This is a genomic window from Flavonifractor sp. An100, from assembly GCF_002161175.1.
Classification (GTDB): Bacteria; Bacillota; Clostridia; order Oscillospirales; family Oscillospiraceae; genus Lawsonibacter.
Genome location: NZ_NFMA01000029.1, coordinates 1 through 26796 on the forward strand (window position 1 = coordinate 1; position 26796 = coordinate 26796).

A 26796-nucleotide genomic window follows, 5' to 3' on the forward strand; every position below is an offset into this window, starting at 1 on the left:
ACGCTCACGGCCGGGTCGCTTTCGCTGCGACTCCGAATACAAACAGCAGCCCACAGGTCCGCTTGGTTTGTATCCGTCGCTCCGCTCCAAGCTCCCCTGTTCGCGGGCTCGGGCGCTTAAGCCTTGCAGCGCTCCAGGTACTCGCCGGTGCGGGTGTCGATCTTGATCTTGTCCCCGGGGTTGATGAACAGGGGCACCTTGATCTCAGCACCAGTCTCCAGAATGGCGGGCTTGGTCACGTTGGTGGCGGTGTCGCCCTTGAATCCGGGATCGGTCTCAGTGACCTCCAGGTCCACAAAGTTGGGGGGCTCCACGCCGAAGACGCTGCCCTTGTAGGACATGACCTTGCAGCTCATGTTCTCCTTGACGAACTTGAAGCTGTCGCCCAGCAGGTCCTTGCTGATGGGCAGCATGTCATAGGTCTCCATGTCCATGAAGTAGTACAGGTCGCCGTCGTTGTAGCTGTACTCCATGTCCTTGCGCTCCACGAAGGCCTGCTCAAACTTGGCGGTGGGGTTAAAGGAAGTCTCGGTCACGCCGCCGGTGATGATGTTCTTCATCTTGGTACGGACAAAGGCAGCGCCCTTGCCGGGCTTGACGTGCTGGAACTCAACAACCTGCATGACCTTGCCGTCCATCTCGAAGGTCACGCCGTTGCGGAAATCGCTGGCGGAAATCATTGGCATAGGAATCATCCTCCATTATTCTAGTTAGCTGATTTATTTTACCCTATTTTCCCCGCTTTGACAAGGGGGTTGACGGGAATTGACCCATTCCCCTTGGAAATTTTCCCCGTTTACAAAACAATCAGGTCCTTGGGGGAGTTGGTAATGTCCTCACAGCCCCCATCCCGCAAAATCAAAACGTCCTCAATGCGAACGCCAAACCGTCCCGGCAGATAGATACCCGGCTCGGCGGAAATCACCGCCCCCGCCGGCAGCACGCTTCCCTCGCTGGGGCTGGCGTTGGGGGACTCGTGGATCTCCAGGCCCAGGGAGTGGCCAAAGCTGTGGGAGAAATACTCTCCATAGCCAGCCTCCTGGATGATGCGGCGGGCGGCGGCGTCCACCTCCCGGCCCGTCACCCCGGCCCGGGCCGCGTTGATGCCCGCCCGCTGGGCCGCCAGCACCACCCCGTATACCTCCTCCATCTCCTGGGAGGGCTGACCCAGAGCCACGGTCCGGGTCATATCGGAGCAGTATCCGTCCACCTTACACCCAAAGTCCATGGTAATGAACATTCCCGTATCCACCACCTGGTCCCCGGGCACGGCGTGGGGGCGGGAGCCGTTGGCTCCGGCAGCTACAATGGGGTCAAAGGACACCTTCTCCCCACCCCGGCTGAGCAGCTCATAGACCAGCCGGGCGGCAATCTCCCGCTCGGTCAGTCCCGGCCGGATAAAGTCTAAAACCGCCTTAAAAGCCCCGTCGGTCACCTTCTGGGCCCGGCGCATGGCGTCCAGCTCCTCCTCATCCTTCGCCGCCCGCAGCCGGTCCAACAGATGCTGGGCGGGAGTGAGGATACAGGGCAGCTCCTGGGTATAGCGCCGGTGGGCATCCACCGTCATACTACCGCTTTCAAAGCCCACGTTGTGCAGCCCCTTTTCCTCCACGTAGGCCCGGGCCTGGGCCAGATGGCCGCTGCCGGCAGACACCAGGCAGACCTCTGTCCCCGTCACTTGCTCCCGGGCGGCCTCAATGTACCGCCCGTCCGTGGTATAGTGGGCCCCTTCCCGGGTCACCAGCAGCAGCCCCTCCCCGTGAAAGCCCAGGGCATAGCGCTCGCCGGCCTCGCTGGTGATGAGCATGGCATCCAGGCCGTACTCCGGCAGCTTGGCCGCAATCTGAGTCAAATGGTTCATTTCGAACCCTCCTCCATAACATTTCCCGTTATTCGGCGTTTTCCAGCCATTTTGTATATTCCCGCTTCATGGTCAGGGCGTCCTCTGCCTGGGTGCCCGCACTCTCGCAGATGAAGGTGGGGGACCAGCCCCGCCGGGCCACCTCCGCCGCCAGAGGAGACCAGTCCGGACCGAACCCCCCGTCGTCGGCAAAGGTGCGGTGGCACTTCTCGCCCCCCTTGGGGGTAAACTCAATGTGGGAGAAATGGCTGTGGAAACGGCTGGCCCGCTCCTCTCCCAGCACCTCTTCCACCCGGCTGAGCATCCGCTCAAACACCTCCGCCCCCTGGTCAGCCCCTAGAGAACGGGCGTAGAGGTGTCCAAAGTCGATGCAGGGCACCAGCCGCTCATCCAGGGTACACAGTTCCAGTACCTCCTCCAGATCCCCCAGCTGGTTGATCTTGCCCATGGTTTCCGGGCACAGGGCGATCTCTCCATACCCCTGGTCGTCACAGGCCCGAATCACCTGCCGCAGGGAGGTGAGGGCGATATCCAAGGCCTGGCGGCGGGTTCGCTTCATCAGGGCCCCGGAGTGGATCACCACCCGGTCCGCCCCCATCCACTGGGCCACCCGGCAGGCACCGGTGATATAGCCGATGGTCTTTTCCAGAGACTCCGGGTCGGGGTTTGCCAGGTTGATGAAGTAGGGAGCGTGAAGGGACAGGGCAATTCCCGCCGCCCGGGCTTTCTCTCCCAGGGCCCGGGCTGTCTCCTCCCCCACATGGACGCCCTTGCCGCACTGGTACTCATAGCAGTCCAGGCCCAGCCCCGCAATCCAGCCCGGCGCGACCAGAGAGGACTTGTGGACCTTGGAAAAGCTCTCGCTGTTGCCCGCGGGGCCAAACCGGGCGCTCATAGGAAGGGCCTCCTCTCCCCCAACAGACGGAAGGGAGTTTCCACGGCATAGCGGATATACCGCCCCGGATTGCCCGCCAGACGGATGGGCCGCACCAGCAACGGCACTACTCCCGAGCGGTTGGCACCAAGAGTATCGGTGAAAATTTGGTCTCCTACCATCACGGTCTGCTCCGGCGTACAGCCCATACGCTCCATGGCCCGCAGATAGCCACTCCGCTTGGGCTTGCCCGAGTGGCCCTGGAAGGGGATACCCAGGGTCTGGGCAAAGTGCTGGGCCCGCCCGGGCTTGCGGCTGTTGGACAGGAGAAACAGCTGGATGCCCTCCGCCTCCAGCTCCTGCTTCCAGGCCACGATCTCCGGGGTGGGCTCGGGCACCTTATAGGGCACCAGGGTGTTGTCCAGGTCAGCCAGCACCAGCTTGATGCCCCGCCGGGCCAGCTGCTTTGGTTGGATTTCCGTCACCGAGGGGTACACCCCCCGGGGAATGGGTGAAAAGGGCACGCAGGTGTCCTCCTTTTTTGTTCTAACCGGCCGTCCCCCGGCATAGGGTGGATTGACCGGGCGCCAAATTAGGTTGGCGGCTGGTGAGTATCATATCACATCCACGGATTTTGGACAAGGGGGAGCCGTTCATGACCAAAGATACCTTTCTCATCACCGTCCCGCCTCAGCAGCTCCGGGCCCTGCGGGGCTGGAACGTCACACCCGCCCACCTGGCCTACCGCATCGGCCGAGGGCCCCATCTATACCGCTCAGGAGGCGAGATGTCCCTGCGGGGCGGCATTATGGTGGTGGACAACCAGGACTTTGACGGCCTTGGTTCCATCGCCCCCCTGTGCCAGGAGATTCTGCGGGAATGTCAGGCCCGAAACTTCTCCGGCTGCGTACTGGATTTCGAGGGCCGTCTGCCTCCTCTGGAACAGATTGCCGCCCACCTGGACCGGTCCTTCTCCCAGCGGAGACTGGCGCTGTATGTGCCGGAGGCCTACGGACCATGCACCGGACACGCCCGGGTGATGATCCCCTCCGCCCTGTCCGGCGGCTCCCTCTCGGCCCGCCTGGAGGAGGCGGTGGAGCGGTTTGGCCGGGAACGGACGGTGCTGGCCCTGGAGCGGGCGGCGGAGGACTTCTTCCTCCCCTCCCCTTCGGGCAGCGGGACCCCTCTGAGCCGGGAGGAGCTGCAAAGCCGGCTGGATCAGCTGCGTCCCTCCGTCTTCTTCTCCCGGGAGCTGTGCGCCCGGTACTTCACCTATATGAGCCGGGAAACCGGGGCCCACTTTGTCCTCTTTGACGACTGCGACACCCTGCGAAGGAAATTGGAGGTGGCCCGCCAGGCGGGCATCCACACCTTCCTCATCCCCTGGGCCGAGGCGGAGGGCTGCGCCCAGCAGTTGGGCCTGCAGCGCCTGTCCCTCTCCCCGGAAAAAGGACCGTTGACGGGACGGCAGGGCATGGGGTACAATGGGGGCGTATGACAGCTTTAGCTCTTTAGTCTGCTAGATACACAAAGGAGGAACCGTTCTATGGTATGCCATCTTGTTTCCTGGAATTTTAAGCCGGAGCTGACCCAGGCCCAGCGGGAGGAGGCCGGCAAGGACATCGTCGCCCGCCTGGAGGCTCTCAAAGACAAGATCCCCTGCCTGGTGGACATCCGGGCCTACTGTCCCCCTCTGGACAGCAGCAACTGTGACCTGGTGCTCTACTCCCTGGTGGAGAAGGAGGAGGACCTGCCCGCTTACCAGAACCACCCTGACCACCTGGCGGCGGCGGGCGTATTGAAGGCCAGCTTCGGCGACCGCCGCTGCTGCGACTTTTCTCTATGAGCGGTCCTTCGTTTGAACGGCAGGATGGGGTGGGTCAGGCTCCCTCCATGCTCCAGGCCCTCCACGGCCTGCTCTCCATCCCCAGTGTGACGTCAGGCCCGGAAGGGGGCCATCCCTTCGGCCCCCACTCCGCCCAGGCCCTGGACTATGTGCTCCGCCTGTGCCAGTCTCTGGGCTTCCGCACCCAGAACTGCCAAGGCAAGGTGGGCTGGGCCGAGATCGGGCAGGGGGAGGATCTGGCCGCCGCGCTGGTCCACCTGGATGTTGTCCCCGCCGGAGAGGGCTGGGACTACCCGCCCTTCGCCCTGACCCAGGCCAATGGCCGACTCTACGGCCGAGGGGTGGTGGACGACAAGGGGCCCGCCATCGCCTGCATCTACGCCATGAAGGATCTGCTGGATTCCGGCGCCCCTCTGGCACGCCGCGTCCGCATCATCTTCGGACTGGCGGAGGAGGGTGGCGACTGGTCGGACATGGAGCACTACCGGCAGACCCAGCAGGCCCCCGTCTTCGGCTTCACGCCCGACGGCATGTTCCCCGCCATCTACGGCGAGAAGGGCTTTGCCACCTATCAGCTCTCCCTCCCCCTGGCCTCCTCCGGGGTGGAGTATTTGGAGGGGGGACAGGCGGAAAATGTGGGGGCTGACCGCTGCTTTGCCCAGGTCAACGGCCAACGGGTGGAGGCCAGGGGCCGGTCCTGCCACGGCAGCAAGCCCTGGGAGGGAGACAACGCCATCTCCAAGCTGATGGAGCAGCTCTCCGGACTCCCCGTGGCCGACTGGTACAACCGGTGCATTGGACACGACCTGTACGGAGAGCGTCTGGGCTGCGCCTGCCGGGACAGCCAGCTGGGCCCGCTCACCGTCAATGTGGGCAAGGTGCGTACCCTGGAGGACCAGATCGTATTTTGGCTGGATATCCGCTACCCCGCCTGTACCACGGCGGAGGACATTCTCAGCCAAATCCAGGCATCGGCCGCCCCCTTTGGGGTGGATACTATGCTGGAATACTACCAGAAGCCGGTATACATGGAGCAGGACGGCCCCCTCATCACCGCCCTCATGGATGCTTACCGCCAGGTCACTGGCGACAGTGCCGCCCAGCCCATGCGATTGGGCGGCGGGACCTATGCCAAGGCCATGGAGCACATTGCCGCCTTCGGCCCCATGCTCCCCGGCCGTGAGCCCACGGAGCACCGTCCCAATGAATCCATCGCTCTGGAAGATTTCCTCCTGCTGCGGGAGATTTACCGCCAGGCCATTCTCCGCCTGGCACAGCTTCCCTCCCCCTATTAAACAACCAGGACCCCCGGCCTTTTGGCCGGGGGTCCTTTTCTTTCGGAAGGGTTAAAACTGCTTGTACAGCGCCAGGATGAGGACAATGGCCTCCTCCACCTTGGTGTTGTCCAGAGGGGCCACCCGGCCGCCGTCCTTGCCGGACATCAGGCCGTTGTTGGTCAGCAGAGCCACCGAGTCAACTGCCCAGGAGGCAATAGAAGCGGTGTCGGTAAACTTGGCGTCCATCTGGGTGCTGGTGTTATCCAGGGTGGTGGTGCCCCTGGCTGCGTCCACGTACTGGATCACCTTATTGAGCATCACGCAAATCTCCTGACGGGTGATCTTATCGTTGGGGGCAAAGGTGTTCTCCCCCTTGCCGGAGGTCACGCCAGCTGCCACAGCCTTGGCCACCACCACCTCGCTGGTATCGGTGAAGGACACGTCGGCGGGGACGATCTCCTCTCCGGTCACCTCTTCAATGAGGTTGACGGCCAGATCGGCAAACTGCAGGCGGGTGATCTGGTCCTGATACACGTCCTCCACCCGCTGGGTGACCAGGTTCTTATCCTGGGCCTCGCTCACCAGGGCGGCAGCCCAGCTGGAGGGCACCTGGGGACCGGCGGGGACGGTGATGGTGTAGGACTGGCTGGTCTCGCTGAACTGTCCGCCGGAGGCAGTGACTGTGACCTTATGGGTCCCGGCGGAGAGATTGGCCAGGTTCAGGTCATAGTAATAGGGGGCCTTGCTGCTGGAGTACATGGCCTTTCCATCCACATAGTAGGTCACGGTAGTGGCGCTCTTGCCGGGGAAGACGGAATAGGTGGCCAGCCGGAGGGAGCCGCTCTGCTCCCCGGTCACCTGCTCCAGAGGCACCCACACAGGGGCGGAGTCCTCGCCCCAGGCCAGGTAGGAGCCGTTTTGCTCAATGGCGGAGGTGTAGGCCGCCTGGAGGGAGGAATTGCCCGCCAGGGCGTAGCGGTAGGTGGAGCCGGAGATGTTGTTGTCAAAGTAGAATACCGCCTTCACCTGGGGGTAGACCATGTTCACATAGGAGTAGAACTTGTTCATTTGGTCCACGGCATAGGCCGTCTGATCCCCGGAGGCTCCGGTGTAGGAGAAGCCGCACTCGCTGATCATCAGAGGCTTATTGTGCTTCTGGGCCAGCTCCGCCACATCGGCCAGAGTGGGCATGGGATCGGCGGCGTAGAGGCCCCGGTAGTAGTAGGCGTCGTTGCCGTAGTTGGTGGCATCAAAGGAGTAGGAGGTGGCCTCACCGGCATAGTTGCTGGTCTGATAGGCGGACACGCCAATCCAGTCCGCGTAGGCGTCACCGGGATAGAACTGGTCGATGGTCACATTCCGGTTGCTGACGGTGGCCGGAGAGAACACCATTTTAATGTTGGGGTATTTGTGGGCCTGGGCAGCCACCTTCTGGAAGGCCTGGATGTAGGTGGCGCTGTCGCAGTTGGACCAGTTGTTCATCTCCGCGCCCAGGCGCAGCAGCACGGTGGCGTTCAGATCGCCCATGGCCGCCAGGGACTCCGAAATGTAGCTGTCGGAGGAGAGGACCTGCTGGGCCCCGGCGGTGCTCTCCGAGGAGAAGTTCCAGGCGATCTCCACTACGCCGCCGTTGTTGATGGCCTGCTCAAACTTGGGGAAGGTACGGCTGTAGTAGTCCAGCCAGTAGTCCACCGAGTAGCTGTCCCCGAAGGTGACATACATCAGCACGGCCGACTCCCCGCTCTGGCTACCGGTAACGGCGGAGCCGTAGTAGGTGCCGTTGACCGCCGCGCCCGAGCCGGAGTAGCTTCTGCCGCCCTGGTCCTGCTGGGCATAGACCTTCACGTTCCGGGCGCTCTCCAGGTACTTCAGCCGGGCTTCGATGTTGATGAGGGCATCGCTGTAATCCCGCACATTCTGGTCCAGCCAGGAGGCGAAGGTGCGCTGCCGCTCCAGCCAGGTGATGGCGCCGTCCAGGTCGCCCTGAATCTCAGCGCACCAGGAGGCCCGGGCACATTTGGGCTCCAGGTTGTAGCAGATGTCCGCACAAATGGACTCTTTCATCAGCAGGTCATAGGTCTGCTGGGCCACCGAGATCACCTGGGAGGTGCTCTTGGCGTTGACCGCCTCTTCCCAGGCACTGTGCAGCGCCCAGTAGGCGGATGGATAGGTATAGGCCGACGCCGGAGCACAGCAAAGCCCCGCCGTCAGAGCCACGGCCAGCGCCAGGCTGGCCACGCGACGGATGATACGCTTTGTCTTCATGTTTGTGGATCTCTCCCTTTCCAACAAAAATCTACCGTTCATTATACTCTCTTTTTCTCCCTTTTCAATAAGCTAAGGGCATAAGTCTTCTCTTCTTTATTTCTTCTTTATTCCTTCGCCGTTTTCCCAGTTTTCGCCCGGTTTTCTCCCCAAAATTTCAACAAAATGTGAACTTTTTCGAAACTCTCTGGACAGATCCCGCCTGTTGGGATTATGATTAGTTTTGTATGAAATTTGCCGTGCCCATTTTCTGTCCCCACGGGGCGGAGGGATGGGCGGGGAGGTTATGCCATGAGACGTTCTTTTTTCGGCGGTGTCAATCCCGCCCCCTATAAAGAGAGCACCCGGCGCAAACCCATTGCCCGGCTGGAATATGCCCCGGAGCAGGTCGTTCTGCCCCTGGCCATGAGCTCGGAGGGAGACTCGGTCCCTGCCGTGAAGCCCGGGGACCGGGTAGCGGTGGGACAGCCGGTGGCCGCGGGTGTGGACCTGGCCGTATCCACCCATGCCAGCATCTCCGGACGGGTGCTGGCCATTGAAGAGCGCCCCCACCCCTGGGGCGGACGTTCCGCCGCCATCGTAATTGAGAATGACGGCCAGGACACCCCCTGGGACGGCCGCCCCCAACCTCTGGATTCCACGCGGGTCACCCTGGACCTGCTCCTGGCCCGGGTGCGGGAGGCCGGAATTGCTGGCATGGGAGGCGCCGCCTATCCAACCGCCGAAAAGCTGCGCCGGGCCGCCGGCAAGGCGGACACCTTGATCATCAACGCCGCCGAATGTGAGCCCTACGTCACCGCCGACCACCGGCTGCTGCTGGAACGCAGTGACAAAATCCTTCTAGGTGCCCAGACCATCGCCCGTGCCATCGGAGCTCAGCGGGCGGTGCTGGTCACGGAGGGGGACAAGCTCAATGCCGCCGAGGCGGTGGAGCGCCGCCTGCGCAAGCGCAGCGGAAAGGTAGAGCTGTGCACGGTACGTACCCGTTATCCCCTGGGGGCGGAAAAGCAGATCATTCAAACCGTCACCGGTCGGGAGGTTCCTCCTGGAGGTGCCCCGCTGGATGTGAAGTGTGTGGTGCTTAACCTGGCCACCGTCTTCGCCATCCAGGACGCCCTCTTCCGAGGCCGTGCCCTCACCCATCGGGCTGTCACGGTCACGGGAGGAGCGGTGGCCCGCCCCCGCAACTTGTGGGTCCCCATCGGCACCCCCCTCAGCTGCCTGTTGCAGTCGGCAGGCGGACTGCGGGAAACTCCCTGTCTGGTCCTCACCGGCGGGCCCATGATGGGCACCCCCCAGCATAATCTGGAGGCGCCGGTGATCAAAAGCACCAACGCCCTGGTCTGCCTCACCGCCCTGGAGCGGCGGCAGCAGAGCCAGGAGACCGTGTGCATCCGCTGCGGCAAGTGTGTGACCAGCTGCCCTATGCACCTGGCCCCCTCCTTTATCAGCCGGGCGCTGCGGCTCAATGAGCTCCATCGCCTGCCCAAGCTCCATCCTCAGGACTGCATTGAGTGCGGCTGCTGCTCCTACATCTGCCCGGCCCGGATTCCTCTCCTGGAGCGGGTTCGTCAGGCCCGGGAGTTATTGGAAAAAGGAGGTTTGGACTGATGGATTCCATTCGTTCTCTGCGCCTTCCTCCTCAGGTGGGCCAGCCCACCACCACCCGGTCTATGATGTCCGACGTGCTGGTGGCTCTGATTCCCACTCTGGCTATGGCTGTGTTCTTCTTCGGCCCCAGAGTATTGCTGCTCACCGCCATCTCCATCGGCTCCAGCGTCCTGTTTGAGTACGCCTACCGCCGCTTCACCCACCAAAGTGATACCATCCGGGACCTGTCCGCCTGCGTCACTGGGGCCCTGCTGGCTATGAGCCTGCCCGCCAATGCCGCCTATTGGGTGCCCGTTCTGGGTTCGGCCTTTGGAATCATTATTGTCAAGCAGTTTTATGGCGGCCTGGGCAAGAACTTTATGAACCCCGCCCTGGCCGGCCGGATGCTGCTGGCCACCTTCCCCATTCTGATGACCAACTGGACCCAGCCCATGGACTGGCTCCCCCTCTGGGGTGTGGATGCGGTGACCTCTCCCACCCCCCTCTCCTACCTCCATGACGGCTCCCTGCCGCCCCTCTCTCTGGGCCAGATGCTGCTGGGACAACGGGGGGGCTGTCTGGGTGAGGTGTCCGCCTTTATGGTGCTGCTGGGCGGCTGCTATTTGATTTTACGCCGGGTGATCTCCCCCCGCATCCCCCTGTGCTATCTGGGCACCATGGGTGTGCTGGCCCTTATCTTCCACCCTCAAACGGTAGACCCCCTGCAGTGGGCCACTGCTCAGCTGCTCAGCGGCGGCCTGCTCCTGGGTGCCTTTTTCCTGGCCACCGACCCCACTACCTCGCCGGTCACCCCCCGGGGACAGATGATGTTCGGTGTGGGCTGCGGTCTACTCACCATGCTCCTGCGTACCCACAGCCCCTACCCGGAGGGTGTGGGCTGGGCGATTCTGACCATGAACTGCTGCGTCTGGCTGCTGGACCGGGCGGGAATGCCCCGCCGCTTCGGCGCCGGCCGGTTTGCGGTTTTGCGCCAGTGGGCCCAACAGGCCCGGGAGAACGTGGCTGAAATCCATTTTGTGAAGCCCAACATCCACTTCCATTTCTTCCAGGGCGGCAAAATGCCGGGGGAGGAGCATTTGGATCAAATCCGGGCCCAGGCCAAGAACCTGGGACACTTTGGCGTGGTTCTGGTATGCGCGGTGCTGGTGATCTTTGGCGTACACCGCTTCACCGACCTGGATACTGCACGGGCTGAGGCAAAATACCAGCAGGAGCTGCTTGCCCAGGTCATGCCCCAGGCTGCCTTCAGCTCTGAGACTCCCTATCGAGCCCCCGGCGCTTTGAGCATTCAGGCTGGCTACAGCCAAAATAATGAGCTGGTAGGGTACTGCATCGAGGTACAGGCCCAGGGCTTCAGCGGGATGGTCACCATGGAGGTAGGCGTGGATTTGAACGGCCAGGTCACCGGAGTGGCCGTCACTGACCACAAGGAGACCATCGGCGTGGGCACCAACGCTATGACGGAGGAGGCCCTCAGCCGCTACATTGGAAAATCAGGCACCATCCGCCTGTCCGGCAGCAACTCCGTGGACGCTGTGGCAGGCGCTACCGCCACCTCCGAGGCCATTACGGCCGGAGTAAACCGGGCGCTGGCCATTGTGGCCAGTTTGAATACGGAAGGAGGGGACGTAAGCTATGTGGACGGTGAAGTATAACCATCCTGCTCAGTCCCGGAAGGAGGCGCTATTATGGCCGTGATTGAACTGGCCGGTGTGGCTTTGGCCGCCCTGCTGTCAGAAAATTTTATTCTGGTCAACTGTATGGCCATCGGCACCCGCTCCAAATCCTTTCAGGACCCGGTGGACGCCTTGCGCACCGGCTACTGTCTCACCACAGTGATGGTGCTGGGGGCTCTTTGTTCCTGGCTGGTGGATTTTCTCTTCCTCTCCCGGTTTGGCTGGCAGCACTACCGGCTTTTGGTGCTTACGCTGCTGATCGTAGGACTGATTGCAGGGCTGCGCAAATTTATCCGGGTCTGTCTACCGGAACTCTCCCGACGTATGGACGGCAATCTGGCCTCTATCTCCACCAACTGTGCCGCCCTGGGCAGTGCCCTGCTCATCTCCCAGCGCAGCTACGGTCTGGCAAGCGCCCTGGCCTTTGCTCTGTTCGGTGGTATCGGCGCCACCATGGCTCTAGCCAGCTTTGCCAGCTTGCGAGAGGAGGTCAGCTTTGACAGCTGCCCCAAGTGCTTTCGAGGCATCCCCATCCTCCTGATCACGGCTGGGCTAATGGCTTTGTCCCTGGTGGGCTTTTATGGACTGCATTTTAATTGATTTTATAAAAAGACAGGGCGAAAGCCGTACGGCTTTCGCCCTGTCTTTTTGCCTTGCTCTTACTTGGTGCCCAGCTGGAAGGACGCGCACTCGGTCCCCTCACACTTGGTGGGGTTGCTGCCGCAGCAGCCCACCTTAATGGACTGCAGAGAGCAGCAGTTATGGGGGGTGTTGTGGTGGGCGCAGCTGGACACGCTGCACTGAATGCTGGTATTACAAGTCTTGGAATCCATAATCAATTACCTCCTCACTTGGATGGCAATAGTATGGGCTTCCTCACCAGATTTTATTCCTGACTACCTGTTTTTTTCTCCTTGGCCTTATCCGTGCCAACAGAAGAATTTTCCTCCAGCACCTGAGGAATAAAGCGCCGGGCAAAACGGCCCTTACCCCGGCTTTTTACATAAAAATATCCAATGAAGGAGAAGACCACCGCACCGACAAAATTCACTGCCAGGTCCTTCATGGTGTCCAGGATCCCGATGTCCAAATAGCCGCCCAAGCCGAGGGATATTTCCTCTCCACCAGCCACCACAATCACATCGGTGATTCCCTTGATGGCCACCGGCGTATTCCCGCCTGTGGGGTCCAGCATCACGGAGGAGATGGAGTGGACCACCGCATCCTTCTGCATGTCCAGCAGGAAAAGCTGGTCCATAGTACACTCAAAAAACTCCCACAGCACCCCAATGGTCATGGAAAAACAGAAGGCCACAATAGCCATAAATACCGGAGACAGGGACAGAGAAAAGCGCTCGTTTCGGTTGAACAGGTCCACCAGAGAAAACCCAATGGCCGCACACAAAAAACCGTTGAGGGTGTGGAGCATGGTGTCCCAGCCTTGGAAAGTGGTATAAAAGGCCCGGATCTCCCCCAAAATCTCCGCTGCAAAGATAAAGAACATGATGATGATTTCCAGAGTATTTGGCAAATCGATTTTCAAAGAGCGCTCTAATATAGTAGGCAGCAGAAGCAAAATTAACGTGAGCAAACATAAAAATACATTTTCAAAATTTCGGTTGAAAAACTGTGCTACCATCACCAAAATTACGGAAAAGCGAAGCAAAATATAGACAGTGGCTACCGTTCTCTTTTTCCGCAAAGCGGCGTCAGCCGAGGCCAGGAAGGAGGCTAAATTTCGTTTTGCCATAGCTGCCAACTCCTCTTTTGATCCAAATTTCAGTATATCGTTCAGGTCCCGTCAAGTATACCGATTCGCACCTGGAAAGTCAAGGGAAGAGGGTTTCCTCTCCGCCTTCTGCGGCATAAGCTGGCATGGAGGTGCTTACACAATGGATCTTCGTAATCAAACCATTATGGTAGGAGAGCTGCTGGACAATCCTCGCTCCCGGGCAGTCTTTCAACGGCGCTTTGGAAAACTAATCCAGCATCCCATGGTGGAGGGCGCTCGCTACCTTACCCTGAGGCAGCTGGTGGAGATGGCTGGGGTTATTGTGCCCCAAAAGGTCATCCGGGAAACCCTTCAGGAACTGCAGAAGCTCTGAATTCTATTTTCTCCTTTTGGCAGAACGCCCCCCTTTCCCCGGAAAACATAGACGCTTTTCTCCTTTGTAACGGGTTGCCAGCCACCGCTTTTTAGGATACAATAAGATATCACACTGAAATTGGAGGGACGACCATGGACATTATCCGACAGGAGCGCCATGGCGTCCCTTTTTATTCCTGCAACCACCCCGCCTGGCTGGGCGCGCCCCACGGCTTCTCCACTCGCCTGGGCGGGGTATCTCCCGCTCCCTGGGATAGCCTCAATTTGGGGGCCAACCGGGGCGATGATCCCGCCAACGTCCGGGAAAATTTCACTCGCTTCTGTGCTGCTATCGGCACCGATGTCCACGCCCTGGTGAAAAATCACCAGGTCCACAGCCGCCAGGTCCGCCCGGTCACCCGGTCTCACGTCTGCCTGGATCCCGCCGCCCCCGGCGTGTTCGAGGCCGATGGTCTGGTCACCGACGTGCCTGGTGTTTGTCTGACGATTTTCTCCGGGGACTGCATCCCCATTCTCCTCTACGACCCGGTCCGCCGCTGTGTAGCTGCCGCCCATGCTGGCTGGCGGGGGACCGCCGCAGGGATTGCCGCCCAGGCTGTGGAGGCCATGGTACATGGCTACGGCTGTAACCCCGGCCATATCCTGGCCGCCATCGGACCGGGCATCGGCCCCTGCTGCTTTGAAACCCACGCCGATGTCCCTGACGCCCTCCAGGCCGCCCTGGGCCAGGACAGCGTTCCCTTTATCCGCCCCAGCGCCGCTGAGGGCAAATTCCAAGTGGATTTAAAGGGAGTCAATCGCCGGTGGCTGGAGCGCTCCGGCCTGTCTCCCCACCACATCGCTGTCTCCTCCGCCTGCACCGCCTGCCAACTGGATGAGTTCTGGTCCCACCGGATTCAGGGCGGACAGAGAGGCAGCATGGCCGCCATGATCCAACTTTCTACGGGAGAACTCTCATGACACGTTTTCTTTCCCTTCTCCTCTCTGCCGTCCTGGCTCTCACCCTCGCGGCCTGTACACCGGAGGACTCCTCCTCCAGCCAGAAAACCTCTAGCTCGGCTTCCACCTCCCAGGAGGAGCAGCAGCCTGTGGACATTCCCTTTGCTCTGGCTGCTTACCCCTCCTACAGCTTCCACCCTGTATTGGCGGAGAACCGGGCCAATCTTACCCTAGCCCCTCTGCTGTATGAGCCGCTGTTTGAGATAGACGCCTCCTTCCAGGCCACCCCGGTGCTGTGCCAGAACTATTTTGCCAGCGCGGACATGCTCTCCTGGACGTTCCTGCTCCGCTCAGGAGTTACCTTTTCCGACGGCACCCCTCTCACCGGTCAGATTGTAGCCGACTGCCTTAATCTGGCCCGGCAGGCCGGCTCTCGCTACGCCAGCCGCCTGGCCGACGTCAGCGCCGTTACCGGTGATGAGGGAAGTGTGACCATTACCCTCTCCCGGCCCAACGGGAGCCTTCCGGCCCTTCTGGACATTCCCATCGCCTATGGCTCCGGAGACCGTCCTCTGGGAACCGGCCCCTATCTCCTTTCCGGCCAGGATGAGCAGCTCTCTCTCACCGCCCGAACCGGCTGGTGGCAAAATAAATCCCTCCCCGCCCAGGAAATCCCCCTGGTGGCGGTGGAAAAGAGCGACGACCTGCTGTCTGCCTTCTCTGCCGGAGACATCAGTCTGGTGGATGTGGACCTGATGGGCACCAACGCCCTGGGCTATTCCGGCAGCTATGAGACCTGGGACTATGCCACCACTGACCTACTCTATCTGGGCTTTAACACCCGCTCCGGCATTGGGCAAAATGCCTCCGTCCGCCTGGCTCTGGCCCGGGCCATTGACCGGGATTCCATTGTCCAGGTGGATTTTGCCCGTCACGCGGTAGCCACTACACTGCCCATTCACCCGGACAGCTCCCTTTATCAGGCCTCCTTGTCGGAAGCACTCTCCTACTCTCCGGAGGGGCTGACGGAAACGCTGGACAATCTGCGCCTGTCCAACCGCCCAATCAAGCTGCTGGTCAACAGCGAAAACGCCGCAAAGGTAGCGGCGGCCCAGCGCATCGCCTACCAGCTGGAGGCAGCGGGACTCCAGGTCTCCCTCTCCAAACTGCCCTTCGAGGACTACCTGGCTGCCCTGACCGAACGAAATTTTGACCTCTACGTGGGTGAGGTGGTTTTAACCGCGGACTTTGATCTGTCCGCTCTGCTCTCCTCATCCGGTTCCCTCAACTATGGCGCCTGGCAGGACGCCCAATTTGACGCGCTTCTCACCGCCTTCCGCTCCGCCCAGGGAGAGGCGCGCTCGACAGCTGCTGCTTCTATGCTCACCTATCTCAACCAGCAGGTGCCGATTGCCCCGATCTGCTTCAAAAATGGTTCAGTGCTCACCCAATGGGGCCGTCTGTCCGGTCTGGACCCGGTCCGTGGGAATGTGTTCCACCACCTGGAAGGGTGGATTATCCAATAATAGAGAAATAGCCTGCCATCCAAACCCTCCTCGGGCATCCATCTGCCCTGATGGAGGGTTCTGGGGCGGGAAGGAGGAATGGACATGAGTGTTTATCGCTGCTACTCACAAAAAAAGCCCGGCTTCGATGTGGAGGCCCAAGGGCTGTGCAAAGCTCTGCAGGAACAGCTGGGCGTTGCCGGTCTGCGCTCCGTCTCCATCTTGAACCGGTACGACGCCGACCAAATTGACCCCGCCGTCTACCAGCAGGCCAAGGCCATCGTCTTTTCCGAGCCCCAGGTGGACACGGTTTACGACGAGACCTTTCCCACCCCCGTCCAGCCCCACACCATTTTAGCGGTGGAGGCCCTGCCCGGTCAGTTCGACCAGCGGGCGGACTCCTGTGAGCAGTGCATCCAGCTCATGGCCGGAGTGGAGCGGCCCCTCATCGCCTACGCCAAGGTGTACATCCTGGCGGGAGATCTGTCCCAATCCGACCTGGACAAGATCCGCCACTACTTAATTAACCCCGTGGAGAGCCGGGAGGCCTCCATGGACAAGCCCGACACCCTGGTACGTACCCACCCCGTCCCCGACCACGTAGAGGCGGTGGAGGGCTTCACCGCCCTGGATGAGGCTGGCCTGACCGCCCTACTGGACAAGCTGGGTCTGGCTATGGATCTGGACGATCTGAAGTTCCTCCAGTCCTATTTCCGGGATGAGGAGAAACGGGATCCCACCATCACCGAGATCCGAGTGGTGGACACCTACTGGTCCGACCACTGCCGCCACACCACCTTCTCCACCCATCTGGACAACATCCAGATTGACGATCCCAACGTCCAGGCGGCCTATCAGGACTATCTGGCCGCCCGTGTGGCAGTATATGGAGAGGAAAAGGCTGCCCAGCGGCCCCAGACCCTCATGGACCTGGCCACCATCGGGGCCAAGTACCTGAAGAAGCAGGGAAAGCTCCCCGAGCTGGATGAGAGCGAGGAGATCAACGCCTGCTCCATCCACGTCCCCGCCCAGGTGGACGGCAAGGAGCAGGACTGGCTGCTCATGTTTAAAAATGAGACCCACAACCACCCCACCGAGATCGAGCCCTTCGGCGGAGCGGCCACCTGCATCGGCGGCTGCATCCGTGACCCCCTGTCCGGCCGTGTGTACGTCCACCAGGCCATGCGGGTCACCGGCGGCGGCGATCCCCGGGTGCCCTTTGACCAGACCACCCCGGGCAAGCTGCCCCAGCGGAAGCTGGCCCAGACTGCCGCGGCGGGCTACTCCTCCTACGGTAACCAGATCGGTCTGGCCACCGGCCACGTAGCCGAGGTATACCACGAGGGCTACATCGCCAAACGCCTGGAGTGCGGCGCTGTGGTGGGTGCCGCCCCCGCCGACCATGTGCGCCGGGAGGTGCCCGCCCCCGGAGATGTGGTCATCCTCCTGGGCGGCCGCACCGGCCGGGACGGCATTGGCGGAGCCACCGGCTCCTCCAAGAGCCACAACCAGAAGTCCCTGACCACCATGGCCTCCGAGGTACAGAAGGGCAACGCCCCTGAGGAGCGGAAGATCCAGCGCCTGTTCCGCAACGGCGACGTCACCCGCCTTATCAAGCGCTGCAACGACTTTGGCGCCGGCGGCGTGTCCGTAGCCATCGGCGAGCTGGCCGACGGCCTGGAGATCCAGCTGGACGCCGTACGCAAGAAGTACGACGGTCTGGACGGCACCGAGCTGGCCATCAGCGAGTCCCAGGAGCGCATGGCCGTGGTAGTAGCCCCGGAGGATGCAGATAAGTTTATCGCCGCGGCTGAGGCCGAGAACCTGGAGGCCTACCGGGTGGCCACCGTCACCGAGAGTCCCCGGATGGTGATGCACTGGAAGGGCCAGAAGATCGCCGATCTGAGCCGGGCCTTCCTGAATACCAACGGTGCAGTGAAGCACGCCAGCGTGTCCGTCCCCAACCGGAGCGAAGCAGGCTTCCCCTTTGACCAGTGCTGCGGCTCTCTGCGGGAGATGGCCGCCAGCCTGAAATCTGCTTCCCGCCGTGGACTCACCGAGCGGTTTGATGGCTCCATTGGCGCCGCCTCCGTCCTCATGCCCTTCGGCGGACAAAATCAGCGCACCCCCGCCCAGGCTATGGCCGCGCTCTTCCCCGTGGAGCCCGGCCAGGAGACCGATCAGGCCAGTATCATGGCCTGGGGCTTTGACCCGGATTTGATGATGAAGGATCCCTTTGCGGGCGCATTCCATTCTGTGGAGGTCTCCCTGGCCAAAGTGGTGGCCGCTGGCGGCGACTACAAAAAGGCCTATCTCACCTTCCAGGAGTTCTTCGAGAAGCTGCGGGAGGAGCCGGAGCGCTGGGGCAAGCCCTTCTCCGCCCTGTTGGGCGCTCTGACAGCTCAATTGATCTTCGGCCGGGCCGCCATCGGCGGCAAGGACTCCATGTCCGGCTCCTTCCTGGACAAGGATGTACCTCCCACCCTGATTTCCTTCGCCATTGCCCCGGTAAAGGCCAGCCAGGTGCTTTCCCCTGAGTTCAAAGAGGCCGGACACCCGGTTTACCTGTTCAATGGGAAAGAGGGCTGGGATGCCCTTCTTGACCTGCATCAGCAGGGCAAGGTAAAGGCCGCCTGGGCAGTGGAGAATGGTGCAGCAGAAGCTGTGATGAAGATGTCCTTTGGCAACTCCATCGGCTTTGCCTCCGACAGCCAGGCCTGCGCTCCCTGGTGGAACGACCGGGCCGGTTCTATTGTGGCCGAACTCACGGAGGAAGTGAGCCTGCCCCACGTGAATAAGATCGGCATGACCACCGCCGAGCCCTCCATCGTCATCGGCCAGGACTCCGCCTCCATCGATGAGCTCATGGAGCTCAATGAGGGCGTGCTGGAGAAGGTCTATCCCTCCAAGGCCGGCACCTGTGAGGCCGTGGCCCCCATCTCCTGGGACAAGCCCTCCATTGCCGTGTGTAAGCACAAGGTGGCCCGCCCCAAGGCGGTCATTCCCGTCTTCCCCGGCACCAACTGCGAGTACGACACCGCCAAGGCCTGCGTCCGGGCGGGCATTGACCCAGAGATCGTGGTGGTGCGCAACCTGACTACCGACTTTTTAGCCCAGTCCGCCCAGGCTCTGGAGAAGGCCATCCGCTCGGCCCAGATGGTGGTCCTCCCCGGCGGCTTCTCCGGCGGCGACGAGCCCGAGGGTTCGGGCAAGTTCATTGCCTCCTTCCTCCGTTCCCCCGCCCTCAGCGACGCCATTATGGACCTGCTGAAGAACCGGGACGGCCTGATGCTGGGCATCTGCAACGGCTTCCAGGCCCTGGTCAAGCTGGGACTGGTTCCCTTCGGCGAGATTCGGGACATGGATGCCGACTGCCCCACCCTCACCTATAACCTCATCGGCCGTCATCAGAGCCGGTATGTCACCACCCGAGTGGCCTCCGTCCAGTCCCCCTGGATGCTGAAGAGTCAGGTGGGCGACCTGCACACCATCCCCATTTCCCACGGCGAGGGCCGCTTTGTGGCACCCAGCTCCGTGATTGCCGACCTTATCGCCAAGGGCCAGGTGGCCACCCAGTACGTGGACGCCAAGGGCCAGCCTTCCATGGACATTGATATCAATCCCAACGGCTCAATGGAGGCCATCGAGGGCATCTTCTCCCCTGACGGCCGTGTCTTCGGCAAGATGGGTCACCTGGAGCGCCGAGGGCCCTTCGTGGGCGTCAACATCCCCGGCAACAAGCACCAGCCCCTCTTCGAAGCTGGAGCAGAGTATTTTAAATAATTCCGCTGGAAACGGGAGCCGGTCAGAAAAAGCCGGCTCCCATTTTTCTGCATTTTTAGCGTTTTTTAATCTTTCTTTCCCTTGCTCTTAACACTCCTGTGATACCCTTGTCCCATGAAACGTTGGAAAGGAGTTCATTTTATGATTTCTCTGCTCGCTCTCTCCCTGGTGTGCCTGGCGGCCATTCCAGTTTTGTTTGTGATCACGCTTCTGTTTAGCATTCCCCTGGCCATTGCCATGGCGTTCCTCCCTTGGCTGCTCCGTCTGGCCGCTGTGGTTCTCCTCCTCCGCGCCCTCATGGAACAGCCCTTCCGCCTGGAGAGCCTAGCTCCCGCCGCCATTGCCTTTGCCCTGTCCCTCCTGTTGCGGTGAGGGTTTCGGGCAAGGCCAAATTGAATTTAAAAAAACGAAAATTTTTTGGATTTTCCTGTTGACATTTCGGGGCTTATCGGCTATACTATCTCTTGCCCTGTTCGAGACAGACAGACACGGCGGCATAGCTCAGTTGGCTAGAGCACTCGGTTCATACCCGGGGTGTCACTGGTTCAAATCCAGTTGCCGCTACCACTTATAAACAACGGACCCGCTTGGTTCCGATTCTATATTGAAAAAACGGCCCGGTGGTCAAGCGGTTAAGACTCCGCCCTTTCACGGCGGCAACACGGGTTCGAGTCCCGTCCGGGTCACCACCTCTTTCTTCGCCGTTTCTTCTATATGGAGGCATAGCTCAGCCGGTAGAGCGTCCGCCTCACACGCGGAAGGTCACAGATTCGAGTTCTGTTGTCTCCACCAGAAAAAGGCCACGTCAGATGACGTGGCCTTTTTCCATATCTCCTTGCACCCTTACACCCCTTCGGCGGGCTACCCCCTCCAACGGGTCAGGTTACAAATCCGAGCTCTGTTGTCTCCACCAGAAAAAAACCACGTCAGTTCTGATAGTTCCCATAGGTACATTTTCTGAACCTTGTGAATTGTCAGGCACACAGGCGGACAGCGGAAGCTGTCCGCCTGTTGTGTTTTATGCCAGCAATCGCTTGATTTCTTCAATATCTGTAATCTGCTTTGTGATATGCGGTATGTGCTCACCTTCCTGCATAGGGCTATCCACTCTGCCGATGTCTCGGTACACGATCCTGATACTTTGTCCAGCAGAGCGGGAATACTTTTGGCTCCGCTCTCCCACCTCGATCCGCTGGATAAAGAGCCGCAGGAGTTCCGGCGTCAGTTCGTCAATGGTAGTGTACCGCTTGGCCTTCTCAATGAAGGCGTCCACATTGGCGGCTGAGGCTTTCAGTTTCTCCAACTGTTCCTCCTTGGCCGGAATGGTTGCAGACAGATTTTTTTGCTCGGCGTTGTAATCTGCGGACAGCATGCGGAACTGTTCATCGCTCACCCGTCCCAGAACATTGTCTTCATACAGACGCTTGAACAGCACGGACAACTCATCGTATCTCCGATGCATGGAATCCAGTTCCCTCTGCAGGCGGTTGATTTCCCGGCGCAGTTCTGCGGTGTTCCTCTGGTTGATGTACTGGGCAAACTGCCGCTCTTTCATCCGTGCGAAGTGCGTGACCCTGCGCAGGTCATCCAGCACAATGGCTTTCAGGTCCGCCTCACGGATCTGGTGGGGTGAGCAGGCGGTTTTCCCGCGCTTACTGTAGGTTGAGCACCGGAAATAATACTGATCCTCCCGCATTTCCTCGGTCCGGCAGAGCACCATGTATTTTCCGCAGTCGGCACAGTAGACCAGTCCAGAGAACAGATTGGGTTCCTCCATGTGCTTGGGCGGCCGCCGTTTGTGCTCCCGCACATCCTGCACGATCTCCCAGACCTCCATGGAGATGAGTGGCTCATGGGTGTTCTCCACAAGGATCTGCTCGCTCTCTGGTTTCTGGATTTGCTTTTTGTTTTTATAGGAGAGCGTTGTTTTCTTCATGTTGAGCGTGTGCCCGATGTAGACCTTGTTTTCCAGGATCTTAGCCACGGTTCTGCCGGACCAGGTGTAGGGACGGGTGGTATCCAGATTGGTACAGGCAGCTCCGGTAGCCTGGTAGTACTGGTTGGTCGGATTCAGCACCTGCGCTTGGGTCAGGATTCTGGCGATCTGGTTTGGTCCCTTCCCTGCGGCGCACAGGTCAAAGATACGACGCACGATGGGAGCGGTTTCCTCATCGGGGATGATCTCCTTGGAGTCCTTGTCCTTTTTCTTGTAGCCGTAGGGCGGTTTGCCGCCCAGCCGCTCTCCGCGCTCCGCCTGCATCTTCTTGATGGCGCGTACTTTCTTACTGGTGTCCTTGGCGTGGAGTTCGTTGGCCCAGTTACGGATAGGATTTTCCTCGCTGCGGCGAAGCTCCAACTCCCGGTATTCGATGTCCCGGCCCACGCAGGTCAGTCTGGCCCTGTCGCTGCCCCGCTTTTCTTCCACCAGTGTGAAGCTGGAATCCACCGCACCACTGATAGCAGTGGTCCCGGAGATCCGGTGGAACACATCCTCCGCCTTTTCTTTCCGCAGATGGTGGATGAGCAGGATGGCAATGCCGTGCTTGTCCGCCAGCCGCTTGAGCACGGACAGATCCCGGTAGTCGTTGGCATAGGTGGCGTCGTGGACCGGACGGACCATCTGCAGGGTGTCAATGATGACCAGCACTGTGTCGGGGTGTGCGGCGAGAAATGCGTCCACCTGTTCCTCCAACCCTTGGCCGATGAGGGCGCACTCCGTGCAGAAGTGGACGCTGCTTGGTGCGTCCTCCGTGATCTCAAACAGCCGGTTCTGGATACGGAGAACGGAATCCTCCAGACAGAGATAGAGGGTGGTGCCCTGCTTGGTGGTCATGTTCCAGACCGGTTCTCCCTTGGCAACTGTCACCGCCAGCCATAGAGCAAGCCAGGACTTGCCCACCTTCGGGGAACCAGCCAGGATGTGCAGACCCTGAGAGATCAGGGTATCCACCACAAAATTGGGCGGCTCCAGCGGACGATCCATCAGGGTTCTGCCGTCCACTGTGATCAGGGGATGGTTCATTTTGTTATTCATGTTTGTACCTCCATTTCAAGAATTTGAATACAAAAAGTTCCCACCTCAAAAGAAGTGGGAGTAGTATTCATTTTGATTTTGAAATGGTTTGTGGTAGAATAGAGCAAACGGAGGTGAGCCAATGGCGACCTATCAGATCTACGAACTCTCTGCCCGGGCGGTGATGAGTTATGCCGCGGAGCAAGACGGCGTTTTCACCTTTACCCTGAACCGCAGCGCCACCGAGCACTGCAAGGTACCGGGAGCCAGGCACGAGCAGGACAGCTGCGCTATGTTCCACCAGCTGATGTACCAACTCCACGGGGAGGGCTGGCGGGAGCGTAGCGATGAGAAGGTCACTGCCCTTTCCGATGTGCTGTTCTATATGGACTTCGCCGGGATCTTTGACCGGCGTGGAACCGGAAGGACGCAGCAGGCCCGCCGGGAGAAGGCCAGAGACATGTTCCGTCCCGAGGGGATCACTCTGGACTTCGGCAGCGGCCCACACCGCTATGTGGCTTTTGAACGCTCCGCCAGCATGAGCCGTCAGTCTCGTCTCTCCTTCATCCGGGCGGATTTGTATGATCCCATGCGGCAGCGGATCATGCTGAACATGGAACTGGATCGCTGCCAGCTCAGCAAACTCTACGCCTACAATGGTCTCATGTTCTCCAGTGGAACCCGGGTGGACGGCATCCGCATTGACAAAAATCACCGGGTCATCGTCATAGACAATCCATCAAAGAGAGTGGAGCGAGCCCCTGTCATCACCCTGCGGGAAGGCAGAGAGCCAGGAACCTTCTACCGGGCAGATACGCTGGAAGATCTGGACATCACCTGCTTTGACGGCGTGGGCCTCATCTCTAAAGAGTACGCCCAGGTATTGGACAAGGTACTGGGCAGTAGCCACACCCACACCTCCTTCCAGATCCGTATGCCCTACATCAAGGGGATGCTCCACCAGGTGGACTTCAAGGATTTTTTGAAGCGCAGCGGCACCCAGACCATTGTGGATATCTGGGGCCAGGCACACCCCGTCCGCAGTGTGGACATCATCCTCACCCGCAGCCAGTTCAAGGCCTACGGCTGGCTGCGGGAGAACGGTATGACCTGGGAGGACTACTGGGACGCCTTCCGGGAGTACAATCACGCCCTGTACATCACGAACCTTAGTAAGACGGAGCCGGAGGAGCTGGTGGAACTAAACTACCAATTCCTCTCCACCCTCTCCATCCAGCCGGAGGAGTTCCGCCCCGCCGACCTGCCGGAAGGCTGGGACCACAGTCCGCAGGATGATCCTCGCCAGTGGCTGACCAAGGCCACTGAGACGGCCTACTATAACTTTCGTGCCAATGAGGCATATCAGCAGGAATACTTTCGCCGGAGCCTGAGCCAACCCAAGGGGAGCCGGGCCAACATCATGGCCCGGGTGCTGGAGAAGAACCCGAAGTTTATCCGCGAACCTATCTACACGGAACAGCTGGATGGACAGGCCCGGAAGATCCTCCGAGGCTACGCCGTTGGGCGGTTGCTGGTGCCGGGGGACAACCGTTTTCTCTCCGGTGATCTGCTGGAACTGCTGCGGCAGTTAATTGCGCCCCGTGTGTTCCAGTTGCCCGGTGAGCGGGACTTCTGCAACCAAGTGCTGGGAGACTTCTTCGCGGAGGACTGTTTCTTTGCTCCTGGTGCAGCCTATGACCATGAGGACAGCTGCACCCTTCTCCGCAACCCTCACATCGCCCGGAACGAGGAATTGCAGCTGTCGGTGTATCCGGGGGGAGACGCACTGCGCCAGCATTACCTGGGTCACCTCACCGATGTGGTCATGGTGTCCGCTGACAGTTTGACGGCGGAGCGGCTGGGCGGCGCAGACTACGACGGCGACCTCATCAAGACCATTGCCGATCCCATCCTGAACCGATGTGTGAAGCGGAACTATGATTACGATGTCCACCAGCAGCTCTCCAACAACGCCAACCTGCCCCTGCTGAAGATCCCCGCTCTCTCCGCACCCAAGTCCGACGCCAACGACTGGCAGTCCCGGTTTCAGACAGTGGAAAACACCTTTGCCGCCCGCATTGGACAGATCTGCAACGCTGCCCTGGATCGCAGCGTCATCGCCTACAACGACCACGCCGACCCGGAGGAGCGCAAGCGATACCGCCGGGACTTGGAAGCCTTGGCCATCTATAGTGGGCTGGAGATCGACGCGGCCAAGACCGGTGTGCGGCCCAACCTGGATGAATTTCTGGGCGGACGGAAGGTAAAGCGCACTCCTTTCCTCCAGTACAAATATCTGTTGGAGCGCGCGGAGGAGCGCCGCCGCGCTTGGTATGAGCCCACCCACCGTGAGCGGCTGGAGACCTTCTTTGCCGGGATCGACTGGGACACGGTGGACTCCCCGGTGGAGCGTCTGCCCTGGCTGGCCCGCCAGCTGGAGCGCAACACGCCGAAAGTTCAGGAGAAACCAGCGAAGGACAGTGAGTTGTTTATCTTTGCCCAGGAACGAAGCTGGAAGAAACATCTGGACCAAAACATTCTTTCTTCTGTCTCTGCCTTGCTGTGGGACTACGAGCACTGCCTCTCCCGCATTCGGGCCTGCCGCGCCCCCGCCAAGGGACAGCAGCGGAAAACGGACATTGACCGCATCCTCTACGCCAGAGGACAGGAAGAAGTCTACGACAGCGACGAGCTGCACGCCTTCTTCCAGCAGCTTTCCCCGGAGCACATCGCCGCTCTGCGAAAGGCCATCGTGGACCAGCAGTGGCACCTGCTGGCAGAAGGACAGAGAGAAACATTCCTGCGGGAGTGGCTGCCGGAGGGAGCCGACTACTACGATCTCCTGACCGACTTCCGCCACGGCGGGTTCCGTATGCTGGGTGATCTGGTCTGCGATATCGACGATCTGGAGTCTGCCCGGGAGCGGAAGCAACTCCGCCGCCCGGCGGACTCCCCGGACTTCCAGAAGATGATGGAGGCCTATCTGTCTGCCCCCTTCAGCGGCAACGAGCGGGCCGTGGTGTCCAAGGTCTGCCGCAAGCTGCTGGACAAGATCGTCTGGCCCAGCCTGGCGGTGCCCTATGTGGTGGCCCTGGGCAAGCGAAACCTGCTGTGGGATCTGCTGCCGGATCACATTGAGGAACATGTTCTGGAGGTGGATCATGCTGAATGAGTGGAACGAGTTTCAGGACTACACCGGTGTGGTAAACTACACCGCTCGGAACAAGCAGGACACCACCTATCTGGGCCGCTTTACCTTCGACACCATCCTGGATTTCGAGGGACTCAACCGGGTGCTGACCATCTTGGCAAGAGGATTTCTGTTTCATAATGAGGATGGCAGCCCAGCCGAAGCGCCCCGGGAGCGCATCGACTATGCCAAGCGGGGCCTGTGCGCCTGGTGCAGTGTGCCGGACAGTAAAAAAGCCACGCCTCGGGAGGCGTGGCAGTTTGGCAATGATTTCGGAAAACTCCATGGGGAGTTTCCCGGCCTTGTGGACGAAAATGGCAGCGGATGGTTTCACCGCCATGTACATCAAGTGGTGGATTTTGTGCGGGAAAATCCAGAACGGGTATCCAGCAGCGCCCAGAAGAAGTGCGCTGCCATTGAGAAGGGCTTTGACCGGGCCTGGCGGGACAAGGTAATCCAAATGCAGATTCCTCTGTTTGCTCCCACCACTAAGGGACAGTGGGGCCTGCGGTTTGACAGCTTTCTGGCTCAGGCTTTGGAGCTGGGCCCACTCCGGGATAAGGAGCAATCACTGCCGCCTGAGTTAGTAAAACAACTCCGCACGCTCACGCCCAAGGGGGTTCCTCTGGATATGGTCACAACTCTGGTGTCCTACTACCTTGCCAACAATCCAGAGGACTCCGACTGGGTAGTGCTGCCGGTGGCCAATTTTGATGCATACTTCGGCACCACCAGCTTTGGGCGAAAGTATCTCAAGCAGATCCCGGAGACCATTTTGGAGCGATCCGAAACAGGCTTTGGACTGTGCCGGTATCGGTTGGGGGAAGCTATTGTGATTGAGTAGATAGA

Annotated in this window: 21 protein-coding genes and 3 tRNA genes; 16 read left to right on the plus strand and 8 right to left on the minus strand. The window is 60.4% G+C overall.

Annotated features, from left to right (window positions below; genetic code table 11):
* Nucleotides 1-116: 116 nt before the first annotated feature.
* The 4 genes from efp to B5E43_RS13295 all read right to left on the minus strand — a co-directional run bounded on the left by efp (nucleotide 117) and on the right by B5E43_RS13295 (nucleotide 3259).
* Nucleotides 117-680 (minus strand): elongation factor P, encoded by a 564-nt coding sequence (efp, locus tag B5E43_RS13280; RefSeq protein WP_087397528.1) that lies wholly within the window; start codon nucleotides 678-680, stop codon nucleotides 117-119.
* A gap of 116 nt (nucleotides 681-796) precedes the next feature.
* The gene (locus B5E43_RS13285; RefSeq protein WP_087397485.1) at nucleotides 797-1861 is read right to left on the minus strand and encodes an aminopeptidase P family protein; all 1065 of its coding nucleotides are present in this window, start codon (nucleotides 1859-1861) and stop codon (nucleotides 797-799) included.
* A 28-nt stretch (nucleotides 1862-1889) separates the two neighbouring features.
* Nucleotides 1890-2756 (minus strand): TIM barrel protein, encoded by an 867-nt coding sequence (locus tag B5E43_RS13290; protein ID WP_087397487.1) that lies wholly within the window; start codon nucleotides 2754-2756, stop codon nucleotides 1890-1892.
* Nucleotides 2753-3259 carry a YqeG family HAD IIIA-type phosphatase gene (locus tag B5E43_RS13295; RefSeq protein ID WP_087397488.1) on the minus strand — a complete coding sequence of 169 codons (507 nt, stop codon included), beginning with the start codon at nucleotides 3257-3259 and terminating at the stop codon, nucleotides 2753-2755. The genes B5E43_RS13290 and B5E43_RS13295 overlap by 4 nt, the downstream gene beginning before the upstream one ends.
* A 131-nt stretch (nucleotides 3260-3390) precedes the next feature.
* Here B5E43_RS13295 and B5E43_RS13300 point away from each other — a divergent pair, with 131 nt between their 5' ends.
* The 3 genes from B5E43_RS13300 to B5E43_RS13310 are packed head-to-tail and all read left to right on the plus strand — an operon-like array spanning nucleotide 3391 to nucleotide 5876.
* Nucleotides 3391-4233: a hypothetical protein gene (locus tag B5E43_RS13300; RefSeq protein ID WP_206407005.1), complete on the plus strand. Its 843-nt coding sequence runs from the start codon at nucleotides 3391-3393 to the stop codon at nucleotides 4231-4233.
* Nucleotides 4234-4281: 48 nt separating this feature from the next.
* Nucleotides 4282-4581, plus strand: a complete 300-nt coding sequence (locus B5E43_RS13305) for a Dabb family protein (RefSeq protein ID WP_087397490.1) — start codon at nucleotides 4282-4284, stop codon at nucleotides 4579-4581.
* Nucleotides 4578-5876, plus strand: coding sequence for a Sapep family Mn(2+)-dependent dipeptidase (locus B5E43_RS13310; RefSeq protein WP_087397491.1), 1299 nt, complete (start codon nucleotides 4578-4580; stop codon nucleotides 5874-5876). Before B5E43_RS13305 ends, B5E43_RS13310 begins: the two co-directional genes overlap by 4 nt.
* Nucleotides 5877-5927: 51 nt before the next feature.
* Here B5E43_RS13310 and B5E43_RS13315 read toward each other — a convergent pair whose 3' ends face one another.
* Nucleotides 5928-8123, minus strand: a complete 2196-nt coding sequence (locus B5E43_RS13315) for an S-layer homology domain-containing protein (protein ID WP_143383015.1) — start codon at nucleotides 8121-8123, stop codon at nucleotides 5928-5930.
* A gap of 291 nt (nucleotides 8124-8414) precedes the next feature.
* On the opposite strand from B5E43_RS13315, the gene rsxC reads away from it, so the two are divergent.
* From rsxC to B5E43_RS13330, 3 genes are read left to right on the plus strand one after another with little or no spacing between them, the layout of a single operon-like run.
* A complete protein-coding gene (gene rsxC / locus B5E43_RS13320; RefSeq protein ID WP_087397495.1) occupies nucleotides 8415-9734 on the plus strand; it encodes an electron transport complex subunit RsxC in 1320 nt (439 codons plus the stop codon).
* Entirely contained in the window at nucleotides 9734-11389 is a 1656-nt protein-coding gene (locus B5E43_RS15180; RefSeq protein WP_158099065.1) for an RnfABCDGE type electron transport complex subunit D, read from the plus strand. The genes rsxC and B5E43_RS15180 overlap by 1 nt, the downstream gene beginning before the upstream one ends.
* Before the next feature lie 33 nt (nucleotides 11390-11422).
* Nucleotides 11423-12010, plus strand: coding sequence for an Rnf-Nqr domain containing protein (locus B5E43_RS13330; RefSeq protein WP_087397496.1), 588 nt, complete (start codon nucleotides 11423-11425; stop codon nucleotides 12008-12010).
* 59 nt (nucleotides 12011-12069) lie between these two features.
* On the opposite strand, the gene B5E43_RS13335 is transcribed toward B5E43_RS13330, so the two are convergent.
* Nucleotides 12070-12243, minus strand: coding sequence for a DUF1540 domain-containing protein (locus B5E43_RS13335; protein ID WP_087397499.1), 174 nt, complete (start codon nucleotides 12241-12243; stop codon nucleotides 12070-12072).
* 53 nt (nucleotides 12244-12296) lie between these two features.
* Nucleotides 12297-13160: a hypothetical protein gene (locus B5E43_RS13340; protein ID WP_087397501.1), complete on the minus strand. Its 864-nt coding sequence runs from the start codon at nucleotides 13158-13160 to the stop codon at nucleotides 12297-12299.
* A 142-nt stretch (nucleotides 13161-13302) separates the two neighbouring features.
* Here B5E43_RS13340 and B5E43_RS13345 point away from each other — a divergent pair, with 142 nt between their 5' ends.
* From B5E43_RS13345 to B5E43_RS13380, 8 genes are all read left to right on the plus strand, one after another.
* A complete protein-coding gene (locus tag B5E43_RS13345) occupies nucleotides 13303-13515 on the plus strand; it encodes a hypothetical protein (RefSeq protein ID WP_087397503.1) in 213 nt (70 codons plus the stop codon).
* Between the two features lie 134 nt (nucleotides 13516-13649).
* Complete coding sequence (pgeF, locus tag B5E43_RS13350) at nucleotides 13650-14477, plus strand: peptidoglycan editing factor PgeF (protein WP_087397505.1); 828 nt, start codon at nucleotides 13650-13652, stop codon at nucleotides 14475-14477.
* Nucleotides 14474-15982, plus strand: coding sequence for an ABC transporter substrate-binding protein (locus B5E43_RS13355; RefSeq protein WP_087397507.1), 1509 nt, complete (start codon nucleotides 14474-14476; stop codon nucleotides 15980-15982). The genes pgeF and B5E43_RS13355 overlap by 4 nt, the downstream gene beginning before the upstream one ends.
* Before the next feature lie 78 nt (nucleotides 15983-16060).
* The gene (locus B5E43_RS13360) at nucleotides 16061-19744 is read left to right on the plus strand and encodes a phosphoribosylformylglycinamidine synthase (protein ID WP_087397509.1); all 3684 of its coding nucleotides are present in this window, start codon (nucleotides 16061-16063) and stop codon (nucleotides 19742-19744) included.
* A gap of 141 nt (nucleotides 19745-19885) precedes the next feature.
* Nucleotides 19886-20116, plus strand: coding sequence for a phage-shock protein (locus B5E43_RS13365; protein ID WP_087397511.1), 231 nt, complete (start codon nucleotides 19886-19888; stop codon nucleotides 20114-20116).
* A 118-nt stretch (nucleotides 20117-20234) separates the two neighbouring features.
* Nucleotides 20235-20311 (plus strand) — tRNA-Met (locus tag B5E43_RS13370).
* Between the two features lie 47 nt (nucleotides 20312-20358).
* Nucleotides 20359-20433, plus strand: a tRNA-Glu gene (locus B5E43_RS13375).
* A gap of 27 nt (nucleotides 20434-20460) precedes the next feature.
* A tRNA-Val gene (locus B5E43_RS13380) sits at nucleotides 20461-20536 on the plus strand.
* Nucleotides 20537-20762: 226 nt separating this feature from the next.
* On the opposite strand, the gene B5E43_RS13385 is transcribed toward B5E43_RS13380, so the two are convergent.
* Nucleotides 20763-22778 carry an AAA family ATPase gene (locus B5E43_RS13385; protein ID WP_087397512.1) on the minus strand — a complete coding sequence of 672 codons (2016 nt, stop codon included), beginning with the start codon at nucleotides 22776-22778 and terminating at the stop codon, nucleotides 20763-20765.
* Nucleotides 22779-22899: 121 nt separating this feature from the next.
* On the opposite strand from B5E43_RS13385, the gene B5E43_RS13390 reads away from it, so the two are divergent.
* A complete protein-coding gene (locus B5E43_RS13390; protein WP_242964837.1) occupies nucleotides 22900-25929 on the plus strand; it encodes an RNA dependent RNA polymerase in 3030 nt (1009 codons plus the stop codon).
* On the plus strand, nucleotides 25919-26791 hold the full coding sequence (locus B5E43_RS13395; protein ID WP_087397514.1) for a hypothetical protein: 873 nt from the start codon (nucleotides 25919-25921) through the stop codon (nucleotides 26789-26791). Before B5E43_RS13390 ends, B5E43_RS13395 begins: the two co-directional genes overlap by 11 nt.
* The last annotated feature ends 5 nt before the right edge of the window (nucleotides 26792-26796 follow it).

Coding starts and splice junctions, on each gene's coding strand:
- efp (WP_087397528.1), bottom strand. CDS start 680: ATGATTTCCGCCAGCGATTTCCGCAACGGCGTGACCTTCGAGATGGAC.
- B5E43_RS13285 (WP_087397485.1), bottom strand. CDS start 1,861: ATGAACCATTTGACTCAGATTGCGGCCAAGCTGCCGGAGTACGGCCTG.
- B5E43_RS13290 (WP_087397487.1), bottom strand. CDS start 2,756: ATGAGCGCCCGGTTTGGCCCCGCGGGCAACAGCGAGAGCTTTTCCAAG.
- B5E43_RS13300 (WP_206407005.1), top strand. CDS start 3,391: ATGACCAAAGATACCTTTCTCATCACCGTCCCGCCTCAGCAGCTCCGG.
- B5E43_RS13305 (WP_087397490.1), top strand. CDS start 4,282: ATGGTATGCCATCTTGTTTCCTGGAATTTTAAGCCGGAGCTGACCCAG.
- B5E43_RS13310 (WP_087397491.1), top strand. CDS start 4,578: ATGAGCGGTCCTTCGTTTGAACGGCAGGATGGGGTGGGTCAGGCTCCC.
- B5E43_RS13315 (WP_143383015.1), bottom strand. CDS start 8,123: ATGAAGACAAAGCGTATCATCCGTCGCGTGGCCAGCCTGGCGCTGGCC.
- rsxC (WP_087397495.1), top strand. CDS start 8,415: ATGAGACGTTCTTTTTTCGGCGGTGTCAATCCCGCCCCCTATAAAGAG.
- B5E43_RS15180 (WP_158099065.1), top strand. CDS start 9,734: ATGGATTCCATTCGTTCTCTGCGCCTTCCTCCTCAGGTGGGCCAGCCC.
- B5E43_RS13330 (WP_087397496.1), top strand. CDS start 11,423: ATGGCCGTGATTGAACTGGCCGGTGTGGCTTTGGCCGCCCTGCTGTCA.
- B5E43_RS13335 (WP_087397499.1), bottom strand. CDS start 12,243: ATGGATTCCAAGACTTGTAATACCAGCATTCAGTGCAGCGTGTCCAGC.
- B5E43_RS13340 (WP_087397501.1), bottom strand. CDS start 13,160: ATGGCAAAACGAAATTTAGCCTCCTTCCTGGCCTCGGCTGACGCCGCT.
- B5E43_RS13345 (WP_087397503.1), top strand. CDS start 13,303: ATGGATCTTCGTAATCAAACCATTATGGTAGGAGAGCTGCTGGACAAT.
- pgeF (WP_087397505.1), top strand. CDS start 13,650: ATGGACATTATCCGACAGGAGCGCCATGGCGTCCCTTTTTATTCCTGC.
- B5E43_RS13355 (WP_087397507.1), top strand. CDS start 14,474: ATGACACGTTTTCTTTCCCTTCTCCTCTCTGCCGTCCTGGCTCTCACC.
- B5E43_RS13360 (WP_087397509.1), top strand. CDS start 16,061: ATGGACATGAGTGTTTATCGCTGCTACTCACAAAAAAAGCCCGGCTTC.
- B5E43_RS13365 (WP_087397511.1), top strand. CDS start 19,886: ATGATTTCTCTGCTCGCTCTCTCCCTGGTGTGCCTGGCGGCCATTCCA.
- B5E43_RS13385 (WP_087397512.1), bottom strand. CDS start 22,778: ATGAATAACAAAATGAACCATCCCCTGATCACAGTGGACGGCAGAACC.
- B5E43_RS13390 (WP_242964837.1), top strand. CDS start 22,900: ATGGCGACCTATCAGATCTACGAACTCTCTGCCCGGGCGGTGATGAGT.
- B5E43_RS13395 (WP_087397514.1), top strand. CDS start 25,919: ATGCTGAATGAGTGGAACGAGTTTCAGGACTACACCGGTGTGGTAAAC.